Origin of the sequence: Burkholderia ubonensis, from assembly GCF_902833085.1 — a bacterium.
Classification (GTDB): Bacteria; Pseudomonadota; Gammaproteobacteria; order Burkholderiales; family Burkholderiaceae; genus Burkholderia; species Burkholderia ubonensis.
In genome coordinates, this window is sequence record NZ_CADFEB010000002.1 from 254,845 (window position 1) to 278,013 (window position 23,169).

General features: G+C 66.8%; 23 protein-coding genes. 21 read left to right on the top strand and 2 right to left on the bottom strand.

Annotated features, from left to right (window positions below):
- Positions 1–67: 67 nt before the first annotated feature.
- The 15 genes from HWX31_RS05160 to cysM all read left to right on the top strand — a co-directional run bounded on the left by HWX31_RS05160 (position 68) and on the right by cysM (position 15,189).
- Positions 68–664 carry a DUF2059 domain-containing protein gene (locus HWX31_RS05160; protein WP_059612604.1) on the top strand — a complete coding sequence of 199 codons (597 nt, stop codon included), beginning with the start codon at positions 68–70 and terminating at the stop codon, positions 662–664.
- A 159-nt stretch (positions 665–823) separates the two neighbouring features.
- On the top strand, positions 824–1,906 hold the full coding sequence (serC, locus tag HWX31_RS05165; protein ID WP_174964625.1) for a 3-phosphoserine/phosphohydroxythreonine transaminase: 1,083 nt from the start codon (positions 824–826) through the stop codon (positions 1,904–1,906).
- Positions 1,907–1,941: 35 nt separating this feature from the next.
- Entirely contained in the window at positions 1,942–3,024 is a 1,083-nt protein-coding gene (gene pheA, locus HWX31_RS05170) for a prephenate dehydratase (protein ID WP_059612579.1), read from the top strand.
- 180 nt (positions 3,025–3,204) lie between these two features.
- Positions 3,205–4,158, top strand: a complete 954-nt coding sequence (locus HWX31_RS05175) for a prephenate dehydrogenase (protein ID WP_059631459.1) — start codon at positions 3,205–3,207, stop codon at positions 4,156–4,158.
- 12 nt (positions 4,159–4,170) lie between these two features.
- The gene (aroA, locus tag HWX31_RS05180; RefSeq protein ID WP_059615019.1) at positions 4,171–5,475 is read left to right on the top strand and encodes a 3-phosphoshikimate 1-carboxyvinyltransferase; all 1,305 of its coding nucleotides are present in this window, start codon (positions 4,171–4,173) and stop codon (positions 5,473–5,475) included.
- Positions 5,476–5,488: 13 nt separating this feature from the next.
- The gene (gene cmk, locus HWX31_RS05185; RefSeq protein WP_059612585.1) at positions 5,489–6,175 is read left to right on the top strand and encodes a (d)CMP kinase; all 687 of its coding nucleotides are present in this window, start codon (positions 5,489–5,491) and stop codon (positions 6,173–6,175) included.
- A gap of 143 nt (positions 6,176–6,318) precedes the next feature.
- Positions 6,319–8,031, top strand: coding sequence for a 30S ribosomal protein S1 (gene rpsA / locus HWX31_RS05190; RefSeq protein WP_059612605.1), 1,713 nt, complete (start codon positions 6,319–6,321; stop codon positions 8,029–8,031).
- A gap of 22 nt (positions 8,032–8,053) precedes the next feature.
- Positions 8,054–8,377, top strand: a complete 324-nt coding sequence (locus tag HWX31_RS05195; protein ID WP_010091745.1) for an integration host factor subunit beta — start codon at positions 8,054–8,056, stop codon at positions 8,375–8,377.
- 221 nt (positions 8,378–8,598) lie between these two features.
- Positions 8,599–8,892 carry a LapA family protein gene (locus HWX31_RS05200; RefSeq protein WP_010091746.1) on the top strand — a complete coding sequence of 98 codons (294 nt, stop codon included), beginning with the start codon at positions 8,599–8,601 and terminating at the stop codon, positions 8,890–8,892.
- A 57-nt stretch (positions 8,893–8,949) separates the two neighbouring features.
- The gene (lapB, locus tag HWX31_RS05205) at positions 8,950–10,122 is read left to right on the top strand and encodes a lipopolysaccharide assembly protein LapB (protein ID WP_059615020.1); all 1,173 of its coding nucleotides are present in this window, start codon (positions 8,950–8,952) and stop codon (positions 10,120–10,122) included.
- Positions 10,123–10,215: 93 nt separating this feature from the next.
- Positions 10,216–11,616: a UDP-glucose dehydrogenase family protein gene (locus HWX31_RS05210; RefSeq protein ID WP_174964624.1), complete on the top strand. Its 1,401-nt coding sequence runs from the start codon at positions 10,216–10,218 to the stop codon at positions 11,614–11,616.
- 7 nt (positions 11,617–11,623) lie between these two features.
- The gene (gene rfaE1 / locus HWX31_RS05215) at positions 11,624–12,574 is read left to right on the top strand and encodes a D-glycero-beta-D-manno-heptose-7-phosphate kinase (protein ID WP_088510524.1); all 951 of its coding nucleotides are present in this window, start codon (positions 11,624–11,626) and stop codon (positions 12,572–12,574) included.
- A 66-nt stretch (positions 12,575–12,640) separates the two neighbouring features.
- Entirely contained in the window at positions 12,641–13,633 is a 993-nt protein-coding gene (rfaD, locus tag HWX31_RS05220) for an ADP-glyceromanno-heptose 6-epimerase (RefSeq protein WP_010091750.1), read from the top strand.
- 74 nt (positions 13,634–13,707) lie between these two features.
- On the top strand, positions 13,708–14,064 hold the full coding sequence (locus HWX31_RS05225; RefSeq protein WP_174964623.1) for a ComEA family DNA-binding protein: 357 nt from the start codon (positions 13,708–13,710) through the stop codon (positions 14,062–14,064).
- Between the two features lie 222 nt (positions 14,065–14,286).
- A complete protein-coding gene (gene cysM / locus HWX31_RS05230; protein WP_174964622.1) occupies positions 14,287–15,189 on the top strand; it encodes a cysteine synthase CysM in 903 nt (300 codons plus the stop codon).
- A gap of 67 nt (positions 15,190–15,256) precedes the next feature.
- Here the strand turns inward: cysM and mltB are convergent, their stop codons facing one another.
- Positions 15,257–16,480 carry a lytic murein transglycosylase B gene (gene mltB / locus HWX31_RS05235; protein ID WP_174964621.1) on the bottom strand — a complete coding sequence of 408 codons (1,224 nt, stop codon included), beginning with the start codon at positions 16,478–16,480 and terminating at the stop codon, positions 15,257–15,259.
- 168 nt (positions 16,481–16,648) lie between these two features.
- Between mltB and HWX31_RS05240 the strand changes: the two genes are divergently transcribed.
- The gene (locus tag HWX31_RS05240) at positions 16,649–17,572 is read left to right on the top strand and encodes a histone deacetylase family protein (RefSeq protein ID WP_059615028.1); all 924 of its coding nucleotides are present in this window, start codon (positions 16,649–16,651) and stop codon (positions 17,570–17,572) included.
- Positions 17,573–17,589: 17 nt separating this feature from the next.
- Here the strand turns inward: HWX31_RS05240 and HWX31_RS05245 are convergent, their stop codons facing one another.
- Positions 17,590–18,510: an alpha/beta hydrolase gene (locus HWX31_RS05245; protein WP_174964620.1), complete on the bottom strand. Its 921-nt coding sequence runs from the start codon at positions 18,508–18,510 to the stop codon at positions 17,590–17,592.
- 220 nt (positions 18,511–18,730) lie between these two features.
- Here HWX31_RS05245 and HWX31_RS05250 point away from each other — a divergent pair, with 220 nt between their 5' ends.
- From HWX31_RS05250 to HWX31_RS05270, 5 genes are all read left to right on the top strand, one after another.
- Positions 18,731–19,765 carry a methionine ABC transporter ATP-binding protein gene (locus tag HWX31_RS05250; protein ID WP_174964619.1) on the top strand — a complete coding sequence of 345 codons (1,035 nt, stop codon included), beginning with the start codon at positions 18,731–18,733 and terminating at the stop codon, positions 19,763–19,765.
- Complete coding sequence (locus tag HWX31_RS05255) at positions 19,755–20,408, top strand: methionine ABC transporter permease (protein ID WP_059719391.1); 654 nt, start codon at positions 19,755–19,757, stop codon at positions 20,406–20,408. Before HWX31_RS05250 ends, HWX31_RS05255 begins: the two co-directional genes overlap by 11 nt.
- A gap of 31 nt (positions 20,409–20,439) precedes the next feature.
- Positions 20,440–21,234 (top strand): MetQ/NlpA family ABC transporter substrate-binding protein, encoded by a 795-nt coding sequence (locus tag HWX31_RS05260; protein ID WP_174964618.1) that lies wholly within the window; start codon positions 20,440–20,442, stop codon positions 21,232–21,234.
- Between the two features lie 229 nt (positions 21,235–21,463).
- On the top strand, positions 21,464–22,213 hold the full coding sequence (locus tag HWX31_RS05265) for an electron transfer flavoprotein subunit beta/FixA family protein (RefSeq protein WP_059662891.1): 750 nt from the start codon (positions 21,464–21,466) through the stop codon (positions 22,211–22,213).
- Positions 22,214–22,228: 15 nt separating this feature from the next.
- A complete protein-coding gene (locus HWX31_RS05270) occupies positions 22,229–23,164 on the top strand; it encodes an electron transfer flavoprotein subunit alpha/FixB family protein (protein WP_059732678.1) in 936 nt (311 codons plus the stop codon).
- Positions 23,165–23,169: the final 5 nt, after the last annotated feature.

The following is a 23,169-nucleotide window of genomic DNA, read 5'->3' on the forward strand; positions in this document are numbered from 1 at the left end:
GCGCAACGCGAATAAGCGCGCCGCGTGCGGCGAAGTACCCATTCATATTTCCAAGAAGGGAGTGATGATGCAAAAGCAATTCAAGCGACTGGTCCTGCTGGCTGCACTGGTGCCGACGTTCGCGATGGCGCAATCGCTGTCGAACCCCGCGCCGGCTCCGGCGGCGGCTGCGCCGATCGACGCCGACAAGAAGGCTGCGATCAAGGATTTGCTCGACGCGATCGACGCGCCGAAGCTCGTGTCGGCAATCGGCAACAGCGCTGAAATGCAGGCGAAGCAGCTGGTGCCGGCGATCCTGTCGGACGCGCTGTCGGAAAACAAGACGCTGAACGACAAGCAGAAGCAGGCTGCGGTCCCGACGCTGCAGAAGAACGCGGTGCCGAAGCTGGTCGACGGCGCAGGCAAGGTGTTCTCGACGTCGGCGTTCAGCAACGACGCGATGCAGGCTCAGTACGACGCGTACGCGAAGTACTACAGCACGTCGGAGATCAAGGATCTGACGACGTTCTACAAGAGCACGACGGGCCGCAAGTTCATCCAGGTGCAGGATCAGGTCGGCCGCGACGTGGTCAACGGCCTGATGCAGAAGTACATGCCGCAAGCGATCCAGGCGACGCGTGCGCAGGCTGACAAGGAAGTCTCCGCAGTCAAGCCGGGCAAGTAAGCGGTCGCGGTCCGCCCCCGGCCGCGCGGCCGGGTTTGGCGGGAGCCTGACGACAGTGCGATAATGGCCGTTTGCGCGTGAGCGCAAGCGGCCATTTCTTTTCTGGCGCGGTTCCTTTGCCGGCGGCGAGCCGGCCGCGTCCCTCCCGAGGTTTTCACGATGCGCGTCTTTAATTTCTCCGCCGGCCCCGCGGCGATGCCCGAGGAAGTGCTGCGGCAAGCCGCCGACGAAATGCTCGACTGGCATGGCAGCGGCATGAGCGTGATGGAGATGAGCCATCGCGGCAAGGAATTCATGTCGATCCACGAAACGGCGCTCGCCGACCTGCGCGAGCTGCTCGACGTGCCGGCGAGCCACCGGATCCTGTTCCTGCAGGGCGGCGGCATCGCGGAAAACGCCGTCGTGCCGATGAACCTGCTCGGGTCGCGCAAGACGGCCGATTTCGTCGTGACGGGCTCGTGGTCGCAGAAGTCGTTCAACGAGGCGAAGAAGTACGGCACGCCGCATCTCGCCGCGACCGGCAAGACCGACGCCGGCTATACGCGCGCGCCGGCCCGCGCCGAATGGCAGATGTCGGACGATCCGGCCTACGTGCACCTGTGCACGAACGAGACGATCGACGGCGTCGAGACGTTCGAGATTCCCGATCTCGGCGACGTGCCGCTCGTCGCGGACGTGTCGTCGCACATCCTGTCGCGCCCGATGGACGTCGCGAAGTACGGCGTGCTGTTCGGCGGCGCGCAGAAGAACATCGGGATGGCGGGCGTCACGCTCGTGATCGTCCGCGAGGACCTGCTCGACCGCGCGCTGTCGATCTGCCCGTCCGCATTCGAATGGAAGACGGTTGCCGCGAACAACTCGCTGTACAACACGCCGCCGACCTACGCGATCTACATCGCGGGCCTCGTGTTCCAGTGGCTGAAGCGGCAGGGCGGCCTGAAGGCGATCGAGGCCCGCAACATCGAGAAGGCGAAGCTGCTCTACGACACGATCGACGCGAGCAGCTTCTATTTGAACAAGGTCGAGCCGGCGGCGCGTTCGCGGATGAACGTGCCCTTTTTCCTGGCCGACGAAACGCGCAACGAAGACTTCCTTGCCGGCGCAAAGGCGCGCGGGCTGCTGCAGCTGAAGGGCCACAAGTCCGTCGGCGGCATGCGGGCGTCGATCTACAACGCGGTGCCGCTCGAGGGCGTGAAGGCGCTCGTCGAGTATATGAAGGATTTCGAGCAGCACCGCGCCTGACGGCGGCGGTGCTGGTCAACAGCACGGCAAAACGCATGGACGACGAACTGAATTCCCGCCTGAAACCGCTGCGCGACCGCATCGATGCGATCGACGCGCAACTGATCGAGCTCCTGAACCAGCGCGCGGCGGTGGCGCTCGAGGTGGGCGAGGTCAAGAAGCACTTCAACGCGCCGGTGTTCCGGCCGGAACGCGAGCTGCAGGTGATCAACCGCCTGCAGGACATGAGCGCGGGGCCGCTTGCGAGCGAGCACATCAGCGCGATCTGGCGCGAGATCATGGCCGCGAGCCGCGCGCTCGAGCAGACGATCCACGTTGCGTTCCTCGGCCCGGTCGGCACGTACAGCGAACAGGCGATGTTCGAGTATTTCGGCCAGTCGATCGAAGGACTGCCGTGCCCGTCGATCGACGAGGTGTTCCGCTCGGTCGAGGCGGGCGCCGCGGCGTTCGGCATCGCGCCGGTCGAGAATTCGACCGAGGGCGCGGTGTCGCGCACGCTCGACTTGCTGCTGCAGACGCAGCTGCTGATCAGCGGTGAACTCGCGCTGCCGATCCACCACAACCTGCTCACGCAGAACGGCACGCTCGACGGCGTGAAGCGCGTGTGCGCGCATGCGCAGGCGCTGGCCCAGTGCCAGCAATGGCTGTCGGCGAACGCGCCGCAACTCGAGCGGCAGGCGGTTTCGAGCAATGCCGAGGCGGCGCGCCTCGCGGCGGCCGATCCGACGGTTGCGGCGATTGCCGGCGACCGCGCGGCCGCGCACTACGGCCTGCAGATCGCCTTCTCGCTGATCCAGGACGATCCGCACAACCGTACCCGTTTCGTGATCGTCGGCAAGCAGCCGGCGGGGCCTAGCGGCTATGACCAGACCTCGCTGATCGTGTCGGTGAAGAACGAGCCGGGCGCGGTGTTCAAGCTGCTCGAGCCGCTCGCGCGGCACGGCGTGTCGATGACCCGCTTCGAGTCGCGCCCGGCGCGCGTCGGCACGTGGGAGTACTACTTCTACATCGACATCGAAGGGCATCGGGGCGACGCGTCGGTGACGGCCGCGCTCGCGGAACTCGGCCAGAAGGCCGCGTTCCTGAAGATTCTCGGTTCGTATCCGCGCGCGCGCTGACGCGGCGCGCGTTGCGGTGGTGCCGGCGCGCGTCGCGCCGGAGTGGGCAAGGCAGGCCGGTCGGCGCTGCCGAAGGCGGGGCGGACGACGTTCGGCGCATGGCGCCGGCCGCCGGTCCGCCCCGAATCTGGACTCTCGCGTAGCGCGGCATCGGCCGCCACGCGCAACTTGGCTCTTGTCGTGTCAGGCTTTGCATTCAACAAACTGGTCATCTTCGGCGTCGGCCTGATCGGCGGATCGCTGGCCCGTGCGCTGCGCGAGCGCGCGCCGGGCGGCGCGGGCGAGATCGTCGGCGTCGGCCGCTCGCCGGCGTCGGTCGAGCGGGCGGTGTCGCTCGGCGTGATCGATCGCGCCGCGGCGCTCGACGACGATGCGCAATTGCGCGACGCGCTCGCCGGCGCCGATCTGGTGCTGCTGGCCGCGCCGGTCGCGCAGACGGGCCCGCTGCTCGCGCGCATCGCGCCGTGGCTCGACGACGCGACGATCGTCACCGACGCGGGCAGCACCAAGTCGGACGTGGTGGCCGCCGCGCGCGACGCGCTCGGCGCGCGCCTCGCGCAGTTCGTGCCGGGGCATCCGATCGCCGGGCGCGAATCGAGCGGCGTCGAGGCGGCGCTGCCGGACCTGTACGTCGGGCGCAACGTCGTGCTGTGCCCGCTGCCGGAGAATCCGGCGGCGTCGGTCGCGCGGATCGACGCGATGTGGCGCGCGACCGGCGCCGACGTGCGGACGATGAGCGCGCAGCAGCACGATCGCGTGTTCGCGTCGGTGAGCCATCTGCCGCACGTGCTGTCGTTCGCGCTCGTCGAGCAGATCCTCGGCGAGGCGGACGCGGAACTGAAATTCTCGTATGCGGCGGGCGGGTTCCGCGATTTCACGCGCATCGCCGCATCGAGCCCCGAAATGTGGCGCGACATCTGCGTCGCGAACCGCGCCGCGCTGCTCGACGAGCTCGACGGCTACATGCGCGTGCTCGAACGGCTGCGGGCCGCGATCGACGCCGGCGACGGCGCGGCGCTCGAAACCGTGTTCGCGCGTTCGCGCGCCGCGCGCTCGGCGTGGCAGGAGCGCGGCGGCAAGCACGCGCCCGGCGAGCCCGCCCCCGGACAGCCAGCCCAAACGATCAGGAAATAACAGGAAGCTCCCATGGAATATCTCGATCTCGGCCCGTACTCCAGCGCATCGGGCACCGTGCGCCTGCCCGGCTCGAAGAGCATCTCGAACCGCGTGCTGCTGCTCGCGGCGCTCGCCGAAGGCGAAACGACGATCACCAACCTGCTCGATTCCGACGACACGCGCGTGATGCTCGATGCGCTCGGCAAGCTCGGCGTGAGGCTCACACGCGACGGCGACACCTGCGTCGTCGCCGGCACGCGCGGTGCGTTTACCGCGAGGACGGCCGACCTGTTCCTCGGCAACGCGGGCACCGCGGTGCGGCCGCTCACGGCGGCGCTGGCGGTCAACGGCGGCGACTATCGCGTGCACGGCGTGCCGCGCATGCACGAGCGGCCGATCGGCGATCTCGTCGACGGCCTGCGGCAGATCGGTGCGCAGATCGACTACGAGCAGAACGAAGGCTTCCCGCCGCTGCGCATCAAGCCGGCGTCGATCAAGGTCGACGCGCCGATCCTCGTGCGCGGCGACGTGTCGAGCCAGTTCCTGACCGCGCTGCTGATGACGCTGCCGCTCGTGAAGGCGCCGGACGGCCGGATCGTCGTCGAGGTCGACGGCGAGCTGATCTCGAAGCCGTACATCGAGATCACGATCAAGCTGATGGCGCGCTTCGGCGTGACCGTCGAGCGCGACGGCTGGCAGCGCTTCATCGTGCCGGCCGGCGTCCGCTACAAGTCGCCGGGACGGATCATGGTCGAGGGCGACGCGTCGTCGGCATCGTACTTCCTCGCGGCCGGCGCGCTCGGCGGCGGCCCGCTGCGCGTCGAGGGCGTGGGGCGCGCGAGCATCCAGGGCGACGTCGGTTTCGCCAACGCGCTGATGCAGATGGGCGCGAACGTGACGATGGGCGACGACTGGATCGAGGTGCGCGGCATCGGCCACGACCACGGCAAGCTCGAAGCGATCGACATGGATTTCAACCTGATTCCCGACGCGGCGATGACGATCGCGGTCGCGGCGCTGTTCGCCGACGGTCCGAGCACGCTGCGCAACATCGCGAGCTGGCGCGTGAAGGAGACGGACCGCATCGCGGCGATGGCCACCGAGCTGCGCAAGGTCGGCGCGACCGTCGAGGAAGGGCCGGACTACCTGGTCGTCACGCCGCCGGAAAAGCTCACGCCGAACGCGGCGATCGACACCTACGACGATCACCGGATGGCGATGTGCTTCTCGCTCGTCAGCCTGGGCGGCGTGCCGGTGCGCATCAACGATCCGAAGTGCGTCGGCAAGACGTTCCCCGACTATTTCGACCGCTTCACCGCGCTCGCGAAAGCCTGACCCCGTATTTCCGATGAAATCCAACCGACCCTTTCACCCGACCCCGGTCATCACGATCGACGGCCCGACCGCTTCCGGCAAGGGCACCGTCGCGGCGCTCGTCGCCGCCCACCTCGGCTTTCACCTGCTCGACAGCGGCGCGCTGTACCGCCTCGCCGCGCTGGCGAGCATGCGCTACGACATCGCGGCCGAAGACGTCGACGCGCTCGTGAAACTGATCGACGATCTCCATATCACGTTCCGCGAAGGCTGCGCGCAGCTCGACGGCGCGGACGTGTCGAACGACATTCGCGCGGAAGCGGTCGGCAATCGCGCGTCGGCGATCGCCGTGCATGCGCCGGTGCGCACCGCGCTCGTCGCCCGCCAGCGCGCGTTCCGCAAGACGCCGGGCCTCGTCGCGGACGGCCGCGACATGGGCACGGTGATCTTCCCGGACGCCGTGCTGAAGGTGTTCCTGACGGCCAGCGTCGAGGCGCGCGCGGCCAGACGGCATAAGCAATTGATGCAAAAAGGTTTTTCTGCTAATATTGATAACTTGCTCCGGGATCTTCGTGATCGCGACGCGCGCGACAGCAATCGCGCGGCCGCGCCGCTGAAGCCCGCGGCAGATGCCGAGCTGCTCGATACGTCGGCGCTTTCGATCGACCAGGCGGTCGATCAGGTGCTGCAGTGGTACCGGGCGCTCGGCCAGCCTGCCTGAAAGGGCAGGGCAGCAGCAGGAGCTCCGCGCCGCAAGTGCGGAGCGTGTTTTGAACCCTTAACCCCGTGTGGACTTCGATCTGGCTCTTTCAGCCGACCATTCCGGCCGGCGTGGCACAGCGATCCATGCACAATCAGATTTTTATGTCCGACCTGCAAACCTCCAACCCGAATACCGAATCCTTTGCGGCTCTGTTCGAAGAGTCGCTGACCCGCCAAGACATGCGCGCCGGCGAAGTGATCTCCGCCGAAGTCGTGCGCGTCGACCACAACTTCGTGGTCGTCAATGCAGGCCTGAAGTCCGAGGCTTACATTCCGATCGAGGAATTCCTGAACGATCAGGGCGAGGTTGAGGTGCAGTCGGGCGATTTCGTGTCCGTCGCGATCGACGCACTCGAAAACGGCTACGGCGACACGATCCTGTCGCGCGACAAGGCGAAGCGCCTTGCATCGTGGCTGTCGCTGGAAAAGGCCCTCGACAACAACGAACTCGTCACCGGCACGATCACCGGCAAGGTGAAGGGCGGCATGACCGTGATGGTCAACGGCATCCGCGCGTTCCTGCCGGGTTCGCTGGTCGACACCCGTCCGGTCAAGGACACGACCCCGTACGAAGGCAAGACGCTCGAGTTCCGCGTCATCAAGCTCGACCGCAAGCGTAACAACGTCGTGCTGTCGCGCCGCGCAGTGATCGAAGCGACCCAGGGCGAAGAGCGCGCGAAGCTGCTCGAGACGCTGAAGGAAGGCGCGATCGTCAACGGCGTGGTCAAGAACATCACCGACTACGGCGCGTTCGTGGACCTCGGCGGCATCGACGGCCTGCTGCACATCACCGACATCGCATGGCGCCGCGTGCGTCACCCGAGCGAAGTCCTGTCGGTTGGCCAGGAAGTCACCGCGAAGATCCTCAAGTTCGACCAAGAGAAGAACCGCGTCTCGCTGGGCATCAAGCAGCTGGGCGACGATCCGTGGGAAGGCATCTCGCGCCGCTACCCGTCGGGCACCCGCCTGTTCGGCAAGGTCACGAACATCACCGACTACGGCGCATTCGTCGAAGTGGAATCGGGCATCGAAGGCCTGGTCCACGTGTCGGAAATGGACTGGACGAACAAGAACGTCGCTCCGTCGAAGGTTGTCCAGCTGGGCGACGAAGTCGAAGTCATGGTCCTCGAGATCGACGAAGACCGTCGTCGTATCAGCCTCGGCATGAAGCAGTGCAAGCCGAATCCGTGGGATGACTTCAGCCGCAACTTCAAGAAGGGCGACAAGATCACGGGCGCGATCAAGTCGATCACCGACTTCGGCGTGTTCATCGGTCTGCCGGGCGGCATCGACGGCCTGGTCCACCTGTCGGACCTGTCGTGGAGCGAAGCTGGCGAAGAAGCGGTTCGCAAGTACAAGAAGGGCGACGAAGTCGAGGCAATCGTGCTCGGCATCGACGTCGAGAAGGAGCGCATTTCGCTCGGCATCAAGCAGCTCGAAGGCGACCCGTTCAGCAACTACGTTGCAATGAACGACAAGGGCTCGATCGTTGACGGCGTGGTGAAGTCGGTCGACGCGAAGGGTGCGGTCATTACGCTGACGGGCGACATCGAAGGCTACCTGCGTGCGTCGGAAATCTCGCAGGATCGCGTCGAAGATGCACGCAACGTGCTGAAGGAAGGCGACAAGGTCAACGCGATGGTGATCAACATCGATCGCAAGTCGCGCGGCATCAACCTGTCGATCAAGGCGAAGGATTCGGCCGAGCAGCAGGAAGCGATCCGCGGCCTGCAAGCCGACACCAGCTCCGCCGCGACGGGCACGACCAACCTCGGCGCGCTGCTGAAGGCCAAGCTCGACGGCCAGAACCAGTAAGCCTTACGAGGTCTGCTGAAGTATGACCAAATCCGAGTTGGTCGCGCAGCTGGCATCGCGATTTCCGCAACTTGTCCTCAAGGATGCGGATTTCGCGGTGAAAACGATGCTCGATGCGATGTCCGATGCTCTGTCCAAAGGGCATCGCATCGAAATTCGGGGTTTCGGCAGCTTCGGTCTCAACCGTCGCCCGGCCCGCGTCGGACGCAACCCGAAGTCGGGGGAAAAAGTGCAGGTGCCCGAGAAGTTCGTGCCGCACTTCAAGCCTGGCAAGGAGTTGCGTGAACGCGTCGACGGCCGTGCCGGTGAGCCGCTGAAGGCCGACGAGCCGGACGACGATCGCTGAACGTCGCCCGGCCCGCCCGGAACCCAACCGGCAAAGGCTGAAGAAGAGCGCCCCTTGCGGGCGCTTTTTTTATTTTTGCGGCACGTGTCCGATGCGCGCGGGTGCGCGCATGCATCGGATGCGCTGACGCAGAAACGCATCCTTTACAATACGGGTCGATTCGGCGCGGCGAAGGGGAGTCGCGCGCGCCGCGGCGAAATCTCAATCATCGAGAGGGCTTCATGAAATTTATCGTCTGGCTGATCCGGGTATTGGTGTTCGTGCTGTTGCTGGTGCTCGCGCTGGCCAATACGCAAACCGCGACGCTGAATTTCCTCGCCGGCTACGCATGGCAAGCTCCGCTGATCCTGATCGGCCTCGCTTTCTTCGGCGTCGGGCTGATTGCCGGCCTGCTGTCCGCCGTGCCCGCGATCTTCCGCATGCGCGTCGAGAACGGGCGCCTGAAGCGCGATCTGCGCGCGGCGCGCGAAACTCCGGCCGTCATCGACCAACCGCCGATGCCGCCGGTCATTTAACGACCTTTCAAGCCGCGCGAAGGCTGCGCGGTTTTCGATTCCGCTTCGATATTTCGCATGGATCTGGATTTCTGGTGGTTGCTCGCGATTCCGGTCGCTTTCGCACTCGGCTGGGTGGCGTCACGCTATGACCTGAAGAGTCTCCTGTCGGAGAGCGCGAACCTGCCGCGCTCGTATTTCCGCGGCCTGAATTTTCTGCTGAACGAACAACCCGACAAGGCGATCGACGCGTTCATCGAGGTCGCGAAGCTCGACCCCGAAACGGTCGAGCTGCACTTCGCGCTCGGCAACCTGTTCCGCCGTCGCGGCGAAACGGATCGCGCGATTCGCGTGCACCAGAACCTGCTGAGCCGCACCGACCTGCCCGTCAACGAACGCGACCACGCGCTGTACGAGCTCGGCCAGGACTTCCTGAAGGCCGGCCTGCTCGATCGTGCGGAAGAAGCCTTCCACAAGCTGGTCGACGGCGACCGTGCACTCGGCGCGCAGCGTGCGCTCCTGACGATCTACGAGATCGAGAAGGACTGGAACAAGTCGATCGAAACCGCGAAGCGCATCGAGTCGATGGGCGCGGGTTCTCTCGGCACCGAGATCGCGCAGTTCCACTGCGAGCTCGCGCAGGAGGCGCTGCAACGCAAGAACGCGGCGGCTGCCTCGGAGCAGCTGCGGCTCGCGCTGGCCGCGAATCCGCAGAACGTCCGCGCGACGATCCTGTCCGGCGACGCCGCGGCGGCGGCCGGCGACCATGCGGCCGCGATCGACCACTGGAAGCGCGTCGAGTCGCAGAACCCGGCCTACCTGCCGCTCGTCGCGGACAAGCTGATGAAGGCTTATGTCGCGCTCGACCGGGCCGGCGAGGGCGCCGAGCTGCTGATGGACTATGTCGACCGCTACCCGTCGAACGACCTGCTCGACACCGCGTACCAGCACATCGCCGGACTGCGCGGCCAGGATGCCGCGCACCTGCTCGCGCGCGCGCAGATGGAAAAGTCGCCGAACCTGTCGGGCATGCTGCACCTGCTCGACGCGCAGATCGCGACGGCCGACGAAGCGCGTCGTAAGGAACTTGAAATGATGCGTGCGCTGATCAAGCAGCGCACCAAGAATCTGCCACGGTATACGTGCCAGAATTGCGGTTTCCGGGCGCGGCTCTTCTACTGGCAATGCCCCGGATGCAGCGGCTGGGAAACCTATGCGCCGCGTCGCGTCGAACCCGCCGTGCCGAACTGATCGAGGCCGGCTGGGCGAACGCGATGCGGACGCCGCCGGGCGCGGCCCGGCGGCCAAGTTAGTCAATCACCGGGAACCATCACCGGAACATCTATGAAAATCACCATCATCGGCACCGGTTACGTCGGTCTCGTCACGGGTTCGTGCCTGGCTGAGATCGGCCACGACGTCTTCTGCCTCGACGTCGATCCGCGCAAGATCGACATCCTGAACAACGGCGGCATGCCGATTCACGAACCCGGCCTGCTGGACATCATCGCCCGCAACCGCGCCGCCGGGCGCCTGCGCTTCTCGACCGACGTCGAGGCGAGCGTCGCGCACGGCGAGATCCAGTTCATCGCGGTCGGCACGCCGCCCGACGAGGACGGCTCGGCCGACCTGCAATACGTGCTCGAAGCGGCGCGCAACATCGGCCGCCACATGACCGGCTTCAAGGTGATCGTCGACAAGTCGACCGTACCGGTCGGCACCGCGCAGCGCGTGCGCGGCGTGGTCGACGAGGCGCTGGCCGCGCGCGGCCTGGCGGGCAGCGTCGCGCACCGGTTCTCGGTCGTGTCGAATCCCGAATTCCTGAAGGAAGGCGCGGCGGTCGAGGACTTCATGCGTCCGGACCGGATCATCATCGGCGTCGACGGCGACGAGACGGGCGAGATCGCGCGCGAGAAGATGAAGAAGCTCTACGCGCCTTTCAACCGCAACCACGAGCGCACAATCTACATGGACGTGCGTTCGGCGGAATTCGCGAAGTACGCGGCGAACGCGATGCTCGCGACGCGCATCTCGTTCATGAACGAGATGTCGAACCTGGCCGACAAGGTCGGCGCCGACATCGAGGCCGTGCGCCGCGGGATCGGCTCCGATCCGCGCATCGGCTACCACTTCCTGTATGCGGGCGTCGGCTACGGCGGCTCGTGCTTCCCGAAGGACGTGCAGGCGCTGATCCGCACCGCGAGCGAAAACGGCCAGCCGCTGCGCATTCTCGAGGCAGTCGAGGAGGCGAACCACGCGCAGAAGGCCGTGCTGCTCGGCAAGATCGAGCACCGCTTCGGCGCGGATCTGACCGGCCGCGAGTTCGCGGTCTGGGGCCTCGCGTTCAAGCCGAACACCGACGACATGCGCGAGGCGCCGAGCCGCCGCCTGATCGCCGAGCTGCTCGAGCGCGGCGCGACGGTGCGCGCATACGATCCGGTCGCGATCGACGAGGCGCGCCGCGTGTTCGCGCTGGATCTCGGCGAGGGTTCCGACGCGCTGTCGCGCCTGCACTTCGTCGACACGCAGGACGTGGCGGTGACGGGCGCCGACGCGCTCGTGATCGTGACCGAATGGAAGGAATTCAGGAGCCCCGACTTCAACCGGCTCAAGGCGGAGCTGAAGGCGCCGGTGATTTTCGACGGCCGCAACCTGTACGAGCCGCAAGCGCTGGCCGAGCTCGGCATCGATTACTACGCGATCGGACGCCCCCATGTCGACCCCCAGGCTGGCTCCCGTGGATGATCTGACGATGAGCGCCCCGCGCGAAGTGGCCCCGGTGCCGCGCGAACAGCTGGCGGGCTCGCGCGTGCTGGTCGTCGGCGACGTGATGCTCGATCGCTACTGGTTCGGCAACGTCGACCGCATTTCGCCTGAGGCGCCGGTGCCGGTCGTGCACGTGCAGCGCCAGGAAGAGCGGCTCGGCGGCGCGGCGAACGTCGCGCGCAACGCCGTGACGCTCGGCGGTCAGGCGGGGCTCCTGTGCGTGGTCGGCTGCGACGAGCCGGGCGAGCGGATCGTCGAGCTGCTCGGCACGAGCGGCGTGACGCCGCATCTCGAGCGCGACCCGTCGTTGCCGACGACGATCAAGCTGCGCGTGCTCGCACGCCAGCAGCAGCTGCTGCGCGTCGATTTCGAGGCGACGCCGACCCACGAGGTGCTGCTGGCGGGCCTCGCACGTTTCGACGCGCTGCTGCCGCAGCACGACGTGATCCTGATGTCGGATTACGCGAAGGGCGGCCTCACGCACGTGACGACGATGATCGCGAAGGCACGCGCGGCCGGCAAGCCGGTGCTCGTCGATCCGAAAGGCGACGACTGGGAGCGTTATCGCGGCGCATCGCTGATCACGCCGAACCGTGCCGAGCTGCGCGAGGTCGTCGGGCAATGGAAGTCGGAAGACGACCTGCGCAACCGGGTCGCGACGCTGCGTGCATCGCTGGGCATCGACGCGCTCCTGCTCACGCGTTCGGAGGAGGGCATGACGCTGTTCTCCGAGGCGGGCGAGCTGCACGCGCCGGCGCTGGCGCGCGAAGTGTTCGACGTGTCCGGCGCGGGCGATACGGTGATCGCGACGGTCGCGACGATGCTCGGCGCGGGCGTGCCGCTTGTCGACGCGGTCGTGCTGGCGAATCGCGCGGCGGGGATCGTGGTCGGCAAGCTTGGGACGGCCACGGTCGACTACGACGAACTGTTTCATTGAGCGCGGGCGCGCGGTGCGACGAACGCGCGGCGCGCGGCCTCATTTCTCTTTTCAGGCAGGACGATCATGACCCTCATCGTCACCGGCGCAGCCGGTTTCATCGGCGCGAACCTCGTCAAGGCGCTCAACGAGCGCGGCGAGACGCGCATCATCGCGGTCGACAATCTGACGCGCGCCGACAAGTTCCGGAACCTCGTCGATTGCGAGATCGACGACTATCTCGACAAGACCGAATTCGTCGAGCGCTTCGCGCGCGGCGATTTCGGCAAGGTGCGTGCGGTGTTCCACGAAGGCGCGTGTTCCGACACGATGGAACACGACGGCCGCTACATGATGGACAACAACTTCCGCTACAGCCGCGCGGTGCTCGACGCGTGCCTCGCACAGGGCGCGCAGTTCCTGTACGCGTCGTCGGCGGCAACCTACGGCGGCTCGACGCGCTTCGTCGAGGAGCGCGAGGTCGAGGCGCCGCTGAACGTCTACGGCTATTCGAAGTTCCTGTTCGACCAGGTGGTCCGCCGCGTGCTGCCGAGCGCGAAGAGCCAGATCGCCGGCTTCCGCTACTTCAACGTGTACGGCCCGCGCGAGACGCACAAGGGCCGCATGGCGTCGGTCGCGTTCCACAACTTCAACCAGTTCCGCGCGGAAGGCAAGGTCAAGCTGTTCGGCGAATACAACGGCTACGCGCCGGGCGAGCAGACGCGCGACTTCGTGTCGGTCGAGGACGTCGCGAAGGTGAACCTGTTCTTCTTCGATCATCCGGAGAAGTCGGGCATCTTCAACCTCGGCACGGGCCGCGCACAGCCGTTCAACGACGTCGCGACGTCGGTGGTCAACACGCTGCGTGCGCTCGACAACCTGCCGCCGCTGACGCTCGCGCAGCAGGTCGAGCAGGGCCTGATCGAATACGTGCCGTTCCCGGACGCGCTGCGCGGCAAGTACCAGTGCTACACGCAGGCGGATCAGACGAAGCTGCGCGCGGCCGGCTACGATGCGCCGTTCCTGACGGTGCAGGAAGGCGTCGACCGCTACGTACGTTGGCTGTCCGGCCAGGTTTAAGCCGGCGCGTCGAATCCTTAGACTGGGTCTCACGGTCGGCGGCCGCCGGCCGTTTTCACTTGGAGATCCGGAACATGATCAAGCAATGGTTCGCTGCAGCGGCCCTGCTCGGCGCGATTGCGTCGGCGTGGGCGGCCGTCGACGTCAATACCGCGGGCGAGGATGCGCTCATCGGCATCAAGGGCATCGGGCCCGCGAGAGCCAAGGCGATCCTCGACGAACGCAGCGCGCACGGTCCGTTCAAGAATGCCGACGACCTCGCGGCGCGCGTGAAGGGCATGGGCGGTCACACGGTCGAGCGGCTGCAGCGCGAAGGGCTGACGGTCGGCGCGGCCGGCGCCGGCGCCGCGCCGGCCGCCGCCAAGCCTGCGGCCGCGCCGCCGCCGACGTTGCCGGCCAAACCGTCCGCGGCGCGCACCGCCCAGAAATAGCGCGCCCGGGGTCGGGTTCGCGAGCCGGATGAATAGGCTCCTTCAGACCGTCATTGCGACGGTTTCCCGCGGCATGCCGCGGGTTTTTTGCGTGGACGTCCCGCTTGCGTGCACATGCCGGCCCGGCGCCGGTATCCATCGTTGCAATGGGGGCAGGCGGCGCGCACTTCTGCGCTGGTTTAAAATCCATCGATTGATCGGCATCGCACTCACGGTACCTCCATGGCTTACAAAACTATCGAAGACACGATCGGCAACACGCCGCTGGTGCAACTGGTCCGCCTGCCGGACGACGAGATTCGCGCGCGCAACAACGTGGTTCTCGCGAAGCTGGAAGGCAACAACCCGGCGGGGTCCGTGAAGGATCGCCCGGCGCTGTCGATGATCCGCAAGGCCGAGGCGCGCGGCCGCATCAAGGCGGGCGATACGCTGATCGAGGCGACGAGCGGCAACACGGGCATCGCGCTCGCGATGGCCGCGGCGATCCGCGGCTACAAGATGGTGCTGATCATGCCGGAGGACCTGTCGGTCGAACGCCGCCAGAGCATGGCGGCCTATGGCGCGGAAATCATCCTCACGCCGGTCAAGGGCGGGATGGAGCTGGCGCGCGATCTCGCGGAGCAGATGCAGCGCGAAGGCACGGGCGTGATCCTCGACCAGTTCGCGAACCTGGACAACCCGCTCGCGCACTATGAAGCGACGGGCCCGGAAATCTGGCGCGACACCGAAGGCCGCATCACGCACTTCGTGTCGGCGATGGGCACGACCGGTACGATCATGGGCGTGTCGCAGTATCTGAAGGAGCAGAACCCGAAGATCGAGATCGTCGGCGCGCAACCGGAAGAGGGCTCGCGCATCCCGGGCATTCGCAAGTGGCCGGAAGCCTATCTGCCGAAGATTTTCGATCGCAGCCGTGTCGACCGCGTCGAGAACGTGGGACAGGCGGCGTCCGAAGCGATGGCACGCAAGCTTGCGGCCGTCGAAGGCATCTTCGCCGGCATTTCGTCGGGCGGCGCGTGCGAAGTCGCGATGCGCATCGCGCGCCAGGTCGAGAACGCGACGATCGTGTTCATCATCTGCGACCGCGGCGACCGCTATCTGTCGACGGGTGTGTTTCCCGCGTAAGCGAGACCCGACGCATCAAACGAAGAAGCCCCGCGATCGCGGGGCTTCTTGCTTGTGGCCGGAGCGCTTACTGCGCAGCCTGCGGCGGGTTCGCGGCGGCGGGCCTGAGCGCGCCGGTCGCTTCCATCTGCGCCTTCACGCTTTCGCCGAGCTGGTAGACCGCGAGCGCATAGAAGAAGCTGCGGTTGTAGCGCGTCAGCACGTAGAAATTCTTGAGGCCGAGCAGGTATTCGGTCGCACGTCCCGGCGACGGCAGATCGACCACGGTGACCGGTGTGTCCGCCTCGGCGGCGATATTGATCGCCGGCTCGTTGAGCGTCAGACCCGCGCGCAACAGCTGCGACAGCGCCCAGTGCGGTTCCGGCTGCCCGTCCGCGGCGGCCTGCGCGATGCCCTGGCTGCCGATGTCGGGTGCGATCTGCCAGACCACCGGGCGATTGTTTTCCCAGCCGTGCTGCTTCAGGTAGTTCGCGACGCTGCCGATCGCGTCGGCCGGGCTGTTGCGCAGGTCGACGTGGCCGTTGCCTTCGTAGTCGACCGCGTATTCGCGGATGCTGCTCGGCAGGAACTGCGGGATGCCGATCGCGCCAGTGTACGAGCCGAGCACGGTGGTCGGGTCGAGCTGGTTGTCGCGGGTCCAGACGAGGAAGTCCTCGAGGTTCTTGCGGAACGTCGCCTGGCGGCTGTCGCGATTCGGTGTGTCCGGATAATCGAAGGTGAGCGTCGTCAGCGCGTCGAGCACGCGGAAGTTGCCCATGTAGCGGCCGTAGATCGTCTCGACGCCGATGATGCCGACGATCACCTCCGGCGGCACGCCGAATTCCTCGGACGCGCGCTGCAGCGTCGCCATGTTCGCTTTCCAGAACTTCACGCCCGCGTTGATGCGGATCGGCTCGATGAAGCGCGAGCGATACACGCGCCAGTTCTTCACCGTCGGCGACGGCGCGGGCTTCACGAGCTTGACCGCGGTCGCCGAGTAGCTCACGCGCCCGAACAGCGCGCGCAGGCCGGCCGGATTGAAGTCGTGGCGGCTCGCCATCTCGTCGATGAATGCATCGACCTGCGCGTTGTTCGCATAACGCTGCGGGACGATCTCTTCCTCGAAGGTCTGGCCTTGCGGCGCCGGCTGCTGCGGCTGGGCCTGCGCGACGCGCGTGCCGGCGGACGCCGCCGGCTGCGTTTGCGCACCGGCCGGCGCAGCGGACAGCGCGGCGGCGAGGGCGATGGCAACGAGTGGGAGGCGAACGCGGTACGGCGCGGAGAAGGGTGCGGCAGGCTTCTTGTAATTCATGACGAACCGGGGCGGACAAGGCAAATGTGTTCGGCGCAGTATACCCGACGCATCCGCCGCGCCGGGGCGAAACGGCGCCCCGTTGTGGTAAGTTAGCGGCGAATTCGCGACAGACGATGGACCTCATTGATGGAGACCTGCGGCGCGCATGCGCCGCGGACGACGCTTATGGCAACCGCCTTCTTTACGCACCCCGACTGCATGCTGCACGAGATGGGGGAATGGCATCCGGAGTGTCCGGCTCGCCTGTCGGCGATCCAGGATCAACTGATCGCGAGCCGCATCGACGACCTGATCGCGCACGAGACCGCGCCGTTCGCGAGCGAAGTGGCGCTCGCGCGCGTGCACACGCAGGCTCATATCGACTACATCCGCGGCATGACGCCGGCCGACGGCTATGCCGAGATCGATCCCGACACGCTGATGAATCGCAATACGTGGCGCGCGGCGCTGCGCGCGGCCGGCGCCGCGATCGCGGCGACCGACGCGGTGATCGAGGGACGCTACGGCAATGCGTTCTGCAGCGTGCGGCCGCCCGGCCATCACGCGGAGCCGGCGCGCGCGATGGGCTTCTGCTTTTTCAACAACGTCGCGATCGCGGCGCGGCATGCGCTCGACGTGCACGGCCTCGAGCGCGTCGCGATCGTCGACTTCGACGTGCATCACGGCAACGGCACCGAAGCCGCGTTCGCGAACGACGAGCGCGTGCTGATGTGCAGCTTCTTCCAGCACCCGCTGTATCCGTTCTCGGGCGCCGAGCATCAGGCGCCGAACATGGTCAACCTGCCGATGCCGGCGCGCAGCAACGGGATGGCGATCCGCGAGGCGGTCGATATGTTCTGGCTGCCGCGCCTCGATGCGTTCAAGCCACAGATGCTGTTCGTGTCCGCGGGCTTCGACGCGCATCGCGAGGACGACATCGGCGGCCTCGGTCTCGTCGAGGCGGACTTCGAATGGCTGACCGCGCAGATCGTCGAGGTCGCGCGCCGTCACGCGCAGGGCCGCATCGTCAGCTGCCTCGAGGGCGGCTACAACCTGTCCGCGCTCGGGCGCAGCGTCGTCGCGCACCTGCGCGTGCTGGCCGGCATCTGACGCCGCAAGCCGTCCGGTCAGCGCAGCGGCGCGCGCGCGTGCAGCCACGCGATCAGCGCGTCGATCACCCGGTCGCGCTCGAGGTCGTTCATCGTTTCGTGAAAGCCCCCTTCGTAGAGGGTGAGCGTGCGGTCGGGCGAGCCGACGCGCGCGCCGAATGCGCGGCTGCCGTCCGGCTCGGTCAGCTTGTCCTCGGTGCCGTGGTAGACGAGCACCGGCACGCGCAGCGCGCCGCGGCCCCGTTCGATGCGCGCCATGGCGTCGAGGATTTCCGCGCCGGTGCGCGCGGGCACCGCGCCGTGATGCACGAGCGGATCGGCGCGATTGGCCGCGACCACGGCCGGATCGCGCGACAGCAGCGCCGCATCGATCCGGATCGCGGGGAAGGTCGGCCACACGCGGCTGATGAAGCGGCTTACCGCAAGCATCCAGCGCGGCACGTCGCGGCCCGGCGCGAGCGCCGGGCTCGACAGCACGAGGCCCGCGAACGCGCGGCCGCGCGCCGCAGCGCGCTCGATCGCATACAACGCCGCGACGGCGCCGCCCATGCTGTGCCCCATCAGGAACAGCGGCGCACCGCTTCGCGCGGCTTCGTCGACGAGCGCGTCGGCATCGTTCAGGTAGCCGTCGAACCGTTCGACCCACGCGCGCTTGCCGGGCGACTGGCCATGCCCGCGCAGGTCGACCGCCAGCACGTCGATGCCGGCCGCATTCAGGCGCGTCGCGAGCGCGTCGTAGCGCCCCGCATGCTCGGCGAGGCCATGCACGAGCGCGACCGTCGCGCGCGGCACAGCGGCGCCGTCGCCGGCCGGCCAGCGGTACGATGCCAGCTCCAGCCCGTCGGCGGTGCGCAGCCGCCCCATGCGCGGCGCGCGCGTAGCGGGTGACCCGGATGACGCAGCGGCGGGCGCGGAGGCCGGGGTGGTGGTAGCAGTCATCTGGCTTGTCCCCTTCGATCGTTTGTCGTCGCGCTCCCGATCATAGACGCCGCGCCGCCGCCACGCGCCAGCGCTTTCCTCTAATTTCGCCTGGTTATGAAAAGATCGGAATCGATTATTAAGGGGAATGAGGGGTTTGCGGTAAAATCGCCGGCTATTCCGGATCCATCGGCGGCCGACTGGGCGGGCCTGCTCCCCAGCCGTCCGCCGTTTTGTTTACATGATCGAATTACGCAATCTGTCGCAGCGCTTCCCCGGCCCGAACGGCTGGGTCGAGGCGCTGCACAACGTCAACCTGACGATTCCCAAGGGCGAGGTGTTCGGCATCATCGGCCGCAGCGGCGCGGGCAAGAGCACGCTCGTGCGCACCATCAACCTGCTGACCCGGCCGACCGAAGGCAACGTCGTCGTCGGCGGGCGAGACCTCACGCTGCTGCCCACGCGCGACCTGCGCGAAGCGCGGCGCGAGATCGGCATGATCTTCCAGCACTTCAACCTGCTGTCGTCGCGCACGGTGTTCGACAACGTCGCGCTGCCGCTCGAGCTGGCCGGCGCGAGCCGCGCCGACATCGAGGCCGCGGTGCTGCCGCTGCTCGACCTCGTCGGGCTGTCCGCGCAGAAGGACCGTTACCCGGCGCAGATCAGCGGCGGCCAGAAGCAGCGCGTCGGCATCGCGCGCGCGCTTGCGAGCCAGCCGAAAGTGCTGCTGTCCGACGAGGCGACGTCGGCGCTCGACCCCGAGACGACGCGTTCGATCCTCGACCTGCTGAAGCGCATCAATCGCGAGCTGGGGCTGACGATCGTGCTGATCACGCACCAGATGGAAGTGATCAAGCAGGTGTGCGATCGCGTCGCGGTGCTCGACGCCGGGCGGGTGGTCGAGGAAGGCAAGGTCATCGACGTGTTCCTGCAGCCGCGCCACGAAGTGACGCGCGCGCTGATCGGTGACGTGATCGCGCAGGAGCTGCCGCCCGCGCTGAAGGTGCGCGTCGCCGAGCGCCTCAAGACGGGCAGCGGCCACCTGCTGCGTCTCGCGTTCACGGGGTCGGGCGTCGACCAGCCGATCCTGTCGGAGACGATCCGCCGCTACGAGCTCGATTTCAACATCCTGCACGGCCAGATCGACGAGATCCAGGGCCAGGCGTTCGGTTCGCTCGCGGTGCTCGCGGGCGGCGAGCCGGGCAAGGTCGGACAGGCGCTCGCATTCCTGCGCGAGCAAGGCGTGGTGGTGGAGGAGCTTTCGTATGTTGAGTGAAATGTTCGACATGTTCGTGCAGTCGTTCTGGGAGACGCTGATCATGGTCGGCATCTCGGGCGTGGTCGGCGCGCTCGTCGGGCTGCCGCTCGGCGTGCTGCTGTACCTGACGGATCGCCAGGGCGTGCTGCAGAACCTCGCGGTGAACCGCGTGCTCGGCGGCTTCGTGAACGCGGTGCGCTCGACGCCGTTCATCATCCTGCTGGTCGCGGTGATTCCGTTCACGCGGCTCGTCACGGGCTCGTCGATCGGCACCGCGGCGGCAGTCGTGCCGCTGACGCTCGCGGCCGCGCCGTTCATCGCGCGCCTCGTCGAGACCGCGCTGCGCGAAGTGGACCGCGGGCTGATCGAAGCTGCGCAGTCGATGGGCGCGACGACGTCGCAGATCGTGTTCAAGGTGCTGCTGCCGGAATCGCTGCCGGGCATCGTCGCGGGGCTGACGATCACGTTCGTGTCGCTCGTCGGCTATTCGGCGATGGCGGGCGCGATCGGCGGCGGCGGGCTCGGCGATCTCGGGATCCGCTACGGCTACCAGCGCTACCTGCCGGAAGTGATGTGGACGGTGGTCGCGATCCTGATCGTGTTCGTGCAGATCGTGCAGTCGTTCGGCGACTGGCTCGTGCGACGGCTCAGCCACAAGTAAAGCGACATCCGACGTGTTTGGGGGAATGACGATGCAACGACGGTTCATGCTGAAGTTCGCGGCGGCGCTCGGCGCGGCCGCGCTGTTCGCGGGTGCGCAGGCGCACGCCGAGACCATCAAGGTCGGCGTGACGGGCGGCCCGCACGCGCAGGTGATGGAGGCGGTTAAGAAGGTCGCGGCGAAGGGCGGCCTCGACATCCGCATCGTCGAATTCTCCGACTACGTGCAGCCGAACGCGGCGCTTGCCGCCGGCGACCTCGATGCGAACAGCTACCAGCACGCGCCGTACCTCGACGCGCAGGTGAAGGATCGCGGCTACAAGCTGATCAAGGTCGCGGAGACGGTGACGTTCCCGATGGGCATCTACTCGAAGCGCGTGAAAACGCTCGCCGAGCTGAAGCCCGGCGCGCGCATCGCGATCCCGAACGATCCGACCAACGGCGGCCGTGCGCTGCTGTTGCTGCAGAAGCAGGGCCTGCTGAAGTTGCGTGCGGATGCGGGGCTGAAGGCGACGCCGCTCGACATCGTCGACAATCCGAAGAAGCTGAAGATCGTCGAACTGGATGCCGCGCAGATTCCGCGTTCGCTCGGCGACGTCGACGCAGCCGCGATCAATACGAACTTCGCAATGGAAGCGGGGTTGAAACCGAAACAGGACGCGATCGCGATCGAGGGTCCGAACGGCCCGTATGCGAACATCATCGCGATTCGCGAGGCGGATCGGAGCAAGCCCTGGGTCGCGAAGCTCGTCGCGGCCTATCATTCGCCCGAAGTGAAGCAGTTCATCGAGGGCAAATTCGGCGGTGCGGTGATCGCCGCCTGGTAACGCGTGGCGGACGGGACGCCCGACGGTGATTAGAGGCCGTGATCGAAAACCCGGGCTTTGCGTCCGGGTTTTTTCTCTTTTAAAATAGAACGACCGTTCGCTATTGTCGGCCCGCCGCGGAGGAGCAGTATCCTCGATAGCCACGATGGAAGGATCCGCTTGGCCGCGCAGTCACGAGGCCTCGCTATAAAATGGTCTCTGGTCGTATTCGTAACTTTGGAGCGTGTGCATGAAAATCCTGGTGCCAGTGAAAAGAGTGGTCGATTACAACGTGAAGGTCCGCGTGAAGTCGGACAACACGGGCGTCGACATTGCGAACGTGAAGATGTCGATGAACCCGTTCGACGAAATCGCCGTTGAAGAAGCGGTGCGCCTGAAGGAAGCGGGCGTGGCGACGGAAATCGTCGCGGTGTCGGTCGGCGTCGCGCAAGCGCAGGAAACGCTGCGCACGGCGCTCGCGATCGGTGCGGATCGCGCGATCCTCGTCGAATCGAACGACGGCGTCGAGCCGCTCGCCGTCGCGAAGATCCTGAAGGCGCTGGTCGACAAGGAGCAGCCGCAGCTGGTGATCCTCGGCAAGCAGGCGATCGACGACGATTCGAACCAGACCGGCCAGATGCTCGCTGCGCTGGCGGGCCTGCCGCAAGCGACGTTCGCGTCGAAGGTTGTTGTAGCCGACGGCAAGGCAACGGTCGCACGCGAAGTCGACGGCGGCGCGGAAACGCTGTCGCTGACGCTGCCGGCCGTGGTCACGACCGACCTGCGCCTGAACGAGCCGCGCTACGTGACGCTGCCGAACATCATGAAGGCGAAGAAGAAGCCGCTGGAAACGGTGAAGCCGGAAGACCTCGGTGTCGACGTCGCGCCGCGCCTGAAGACGCTGAAGGTGGTCGAGCCGCCGAAGCGCGCGGCCGGCGTGAAGGTGCCGGACGTGAAGACGCTGGTCGAGAAGCTGAAGACCGAAGCCAAGGTGCTGTAAGGGGAGCGGAAAGAAATGACGATTCTGGTAATTGCAGAACACGACAACGCGTCGATCAAGGCGGCCACGCTGAACACGGTGGCGGCAGCGCAGAAGATCGGTGGCGACATTCACGTGCTGGTCGCGGGCCACAACGCACAAGCCGCTGCGGATGCGGCGGCGAAGATTGCAGGCGTCAGCAAGGTGCTGCTGGCCGACGCGCCGCAGCTGGCCGAAGGCCTCGCGGAAAACGTCGAGGCGACTGCGCTGAACATCGCGAAGGATTATTCGCACATCCTCGCGCCGGCCACCGCCTACGGCAAGAACATCGCGCCGCGCATCGCGGCGAAGCTGGACGTCGCGCAGATCTCGGACATCACGGCGGTCGACTCGGCCGACACGTTCGAGCGCCCGATCTACGCGGGCAACGCAATCGCGACCGTGCAATCGAGCGATCCGGTCAAGGTGATCACGGTGCGTGCGACGGGCTTCGATCCGGTCGCGGCGGAAGGCGGCAGCGCAGCGGTCGAGAAGATCGACGCGGCAGCGGATGCGGGCAAGTCGCAATTCGTCAGCCGTGAAGTGACGAAGCTGGACCGTCCGGAATTGACGTCGGCGTCGATCATCGTGTCGGGCGGCCGCGGTCTGGGCAGCGGCGAGAACTACACGAAGGTGCTGGAGCCGCTGGCCGACAAGCTGCAAGCGGCACTCGGCGCATCGCGCGCAGCGGTCGACGCCGGCTACGTGCCGAACGACTACCAGGTCGGCCAGACCGGCAAGATCGTCGCGCCGCAGCTGTACATCGCGGTCGGCATTTCGGGCGCGATCCAGCATCTGGCCGGCATGAAGGATTCGAAGGTGATCGTCGCGATCAACAAGGATCCGGAAGCGCCGATCTTCAGCGTCGCGGACTACGGCCTCGTCGGCGATCTGTTCACGCTCGTGCCGGAGCTCGTGAACGAGCTCGGCTGACGCGG

Bases quoted from the DNA above. Each gene is read 5' to 3' on its own strand.
- HWX31_RS05160 (WP_059612604.1), top strand. From the start codon at position 68: ATGCAAAAGCAATTCAAGCGACTGGTCCTGCTGGCTGCACTGGTGCCG.
- serC (WP_174964625.1), top strand. From the start codon at position 824: ATGCGCGTCTTTAATTTCTCCGCCGGCCCCGCGGCGATGCCCGAGGAA.
- pheA (WP_059612579.1), top strand. From the start codon at position 1,942: ATGGACGACGAACTGAATTCCCGCCTGAAACCGCTGCGCGACCGCATC.
- aroA (WP_059615019.1), top strand. From the start codon at position 4,171: ATGGAATATCTCGATCTCGGCCCGTACTCCAGCGCATCGGGCACCGTG.
- cmk (WP_059612585.1), top strand. From the start codon at position 5,489: ATGAAATCCAACCGACCCTTTCACCCGACCCCGGTCATCACGATCGAC.
- rpsA (WP_059612605.1), top strand. From the start codon at position 6,319: ATGTCCGACCTGCAAACCTCCAACCCGAATACCGAATCCTTTGCGGCT.
- HWX31_RS05195 (WP_010091745.1), top strand. From the start codon at position 8,054: ATGACCAAATCCGAGTTGGTCGCGCAGCTGGCATCGCGATTTCCGCAA.
- HWX31_RS05200 (WP_010091746.1), top strand. From the start codon at position 8,599: ATGAAATTTATCGTCTGGCTGATCCGGGTATTGGTGTTCGTGCTGTTG.
- lapB (WP_059615020.1), top strand. From the start codon at position 8,950: ATGGATCTGGATTTCTGGTGGTTGCTCGCGATTCCGGTCGCTTTCGCA.
- HWX31_RS05210 (WP_174964624.1), top strand. From the start codon at position 10,216: ATGAAAATCACCATCATCGGCACCGGTTACGTCGGTCTCGTCACGGGT.
- rfaE1 (WP_088510524.1), top strand. From the start codon at position 11,624: ATGAGCGCCCCGCGCGAAGTGGCCCCGGTGCCGCGCGAACAGCTGGCG.
- rfaD (WP_010091750.1), top strand. From the start codon at position 12,641: ATGACCCTCATCGTCACCGGCGCAGCCGGTTTCATCGGCGCGAACCTC.
- HWX31_RS05225 (WP_174964623.1), top strand. From the start codon at position 13,708: ATGATCAAGCAATGGTTCGCTGCAGCGGCCCTGCTCGGCGCGATTGCG.
- cysM (WP_174964622.1), top strand. From the start codon at position 14,287: ATGGCTTACAAAACTATCGAAGACACGATCGGCAACACGCCGCTGGTG.
- mltB (WP_174964621.1), bottom strand. From the start codon at position 16,480: ATGAATTACAAGAAGCCTGCCGCACCCTTCTCCGCGCCGTACCGCGTT.
- HWX31_RS05240 (WP_059615028.1), top strand. From the start codon at position 16,649: ATGGCAACCGCCTTCTTTACGCACCCCGACTGCATGCTGCACGAGATG.
- HWX31_RS05245 (WP_174964620.1), bottom strand. From the start codon at position 18,510: ATGACTGCTACCACCACCCCGGCCTCCGCGCCCGCCGCTGCGTCATCC.
- HWX31_RS05250 (WP_174964619.1), top strand. From the start codon at position 18,731: ATGATCGAATTACGCAATCTGTCGCAGCGCTTCCCCGGCCCGAACGGC.
- HWX31_RS05255 (WP_059719391.1), top strand. From the start codon at position 19,755: ATGTTGAGTGAAATGTTCGACATGTTCGTGCAGTCGTTCTGGGAGACG.
- HWX31_RS05260 (WP_174964618.1), top strand. From the start codon at position 20,440: ATGCAACGACGGTTCATGCTGAAGTTCGCGGCGGCGCTCGGCGCGGCC.
- HWX31_RS05265 (WP_059662891.1), top strand. From the start codon at position 21,464: ATGAAAATCCTGGTGCCAGTGAAAAGAGTGGTCGATTACAACGTGAAG.
- HWX31_RS05270 (WP_059732678.1), top strand. From the start codon at position 22,229: ATGACGATTCTGGTAATTGCAGAACACGACAACGCGTCGATCAAGGCG.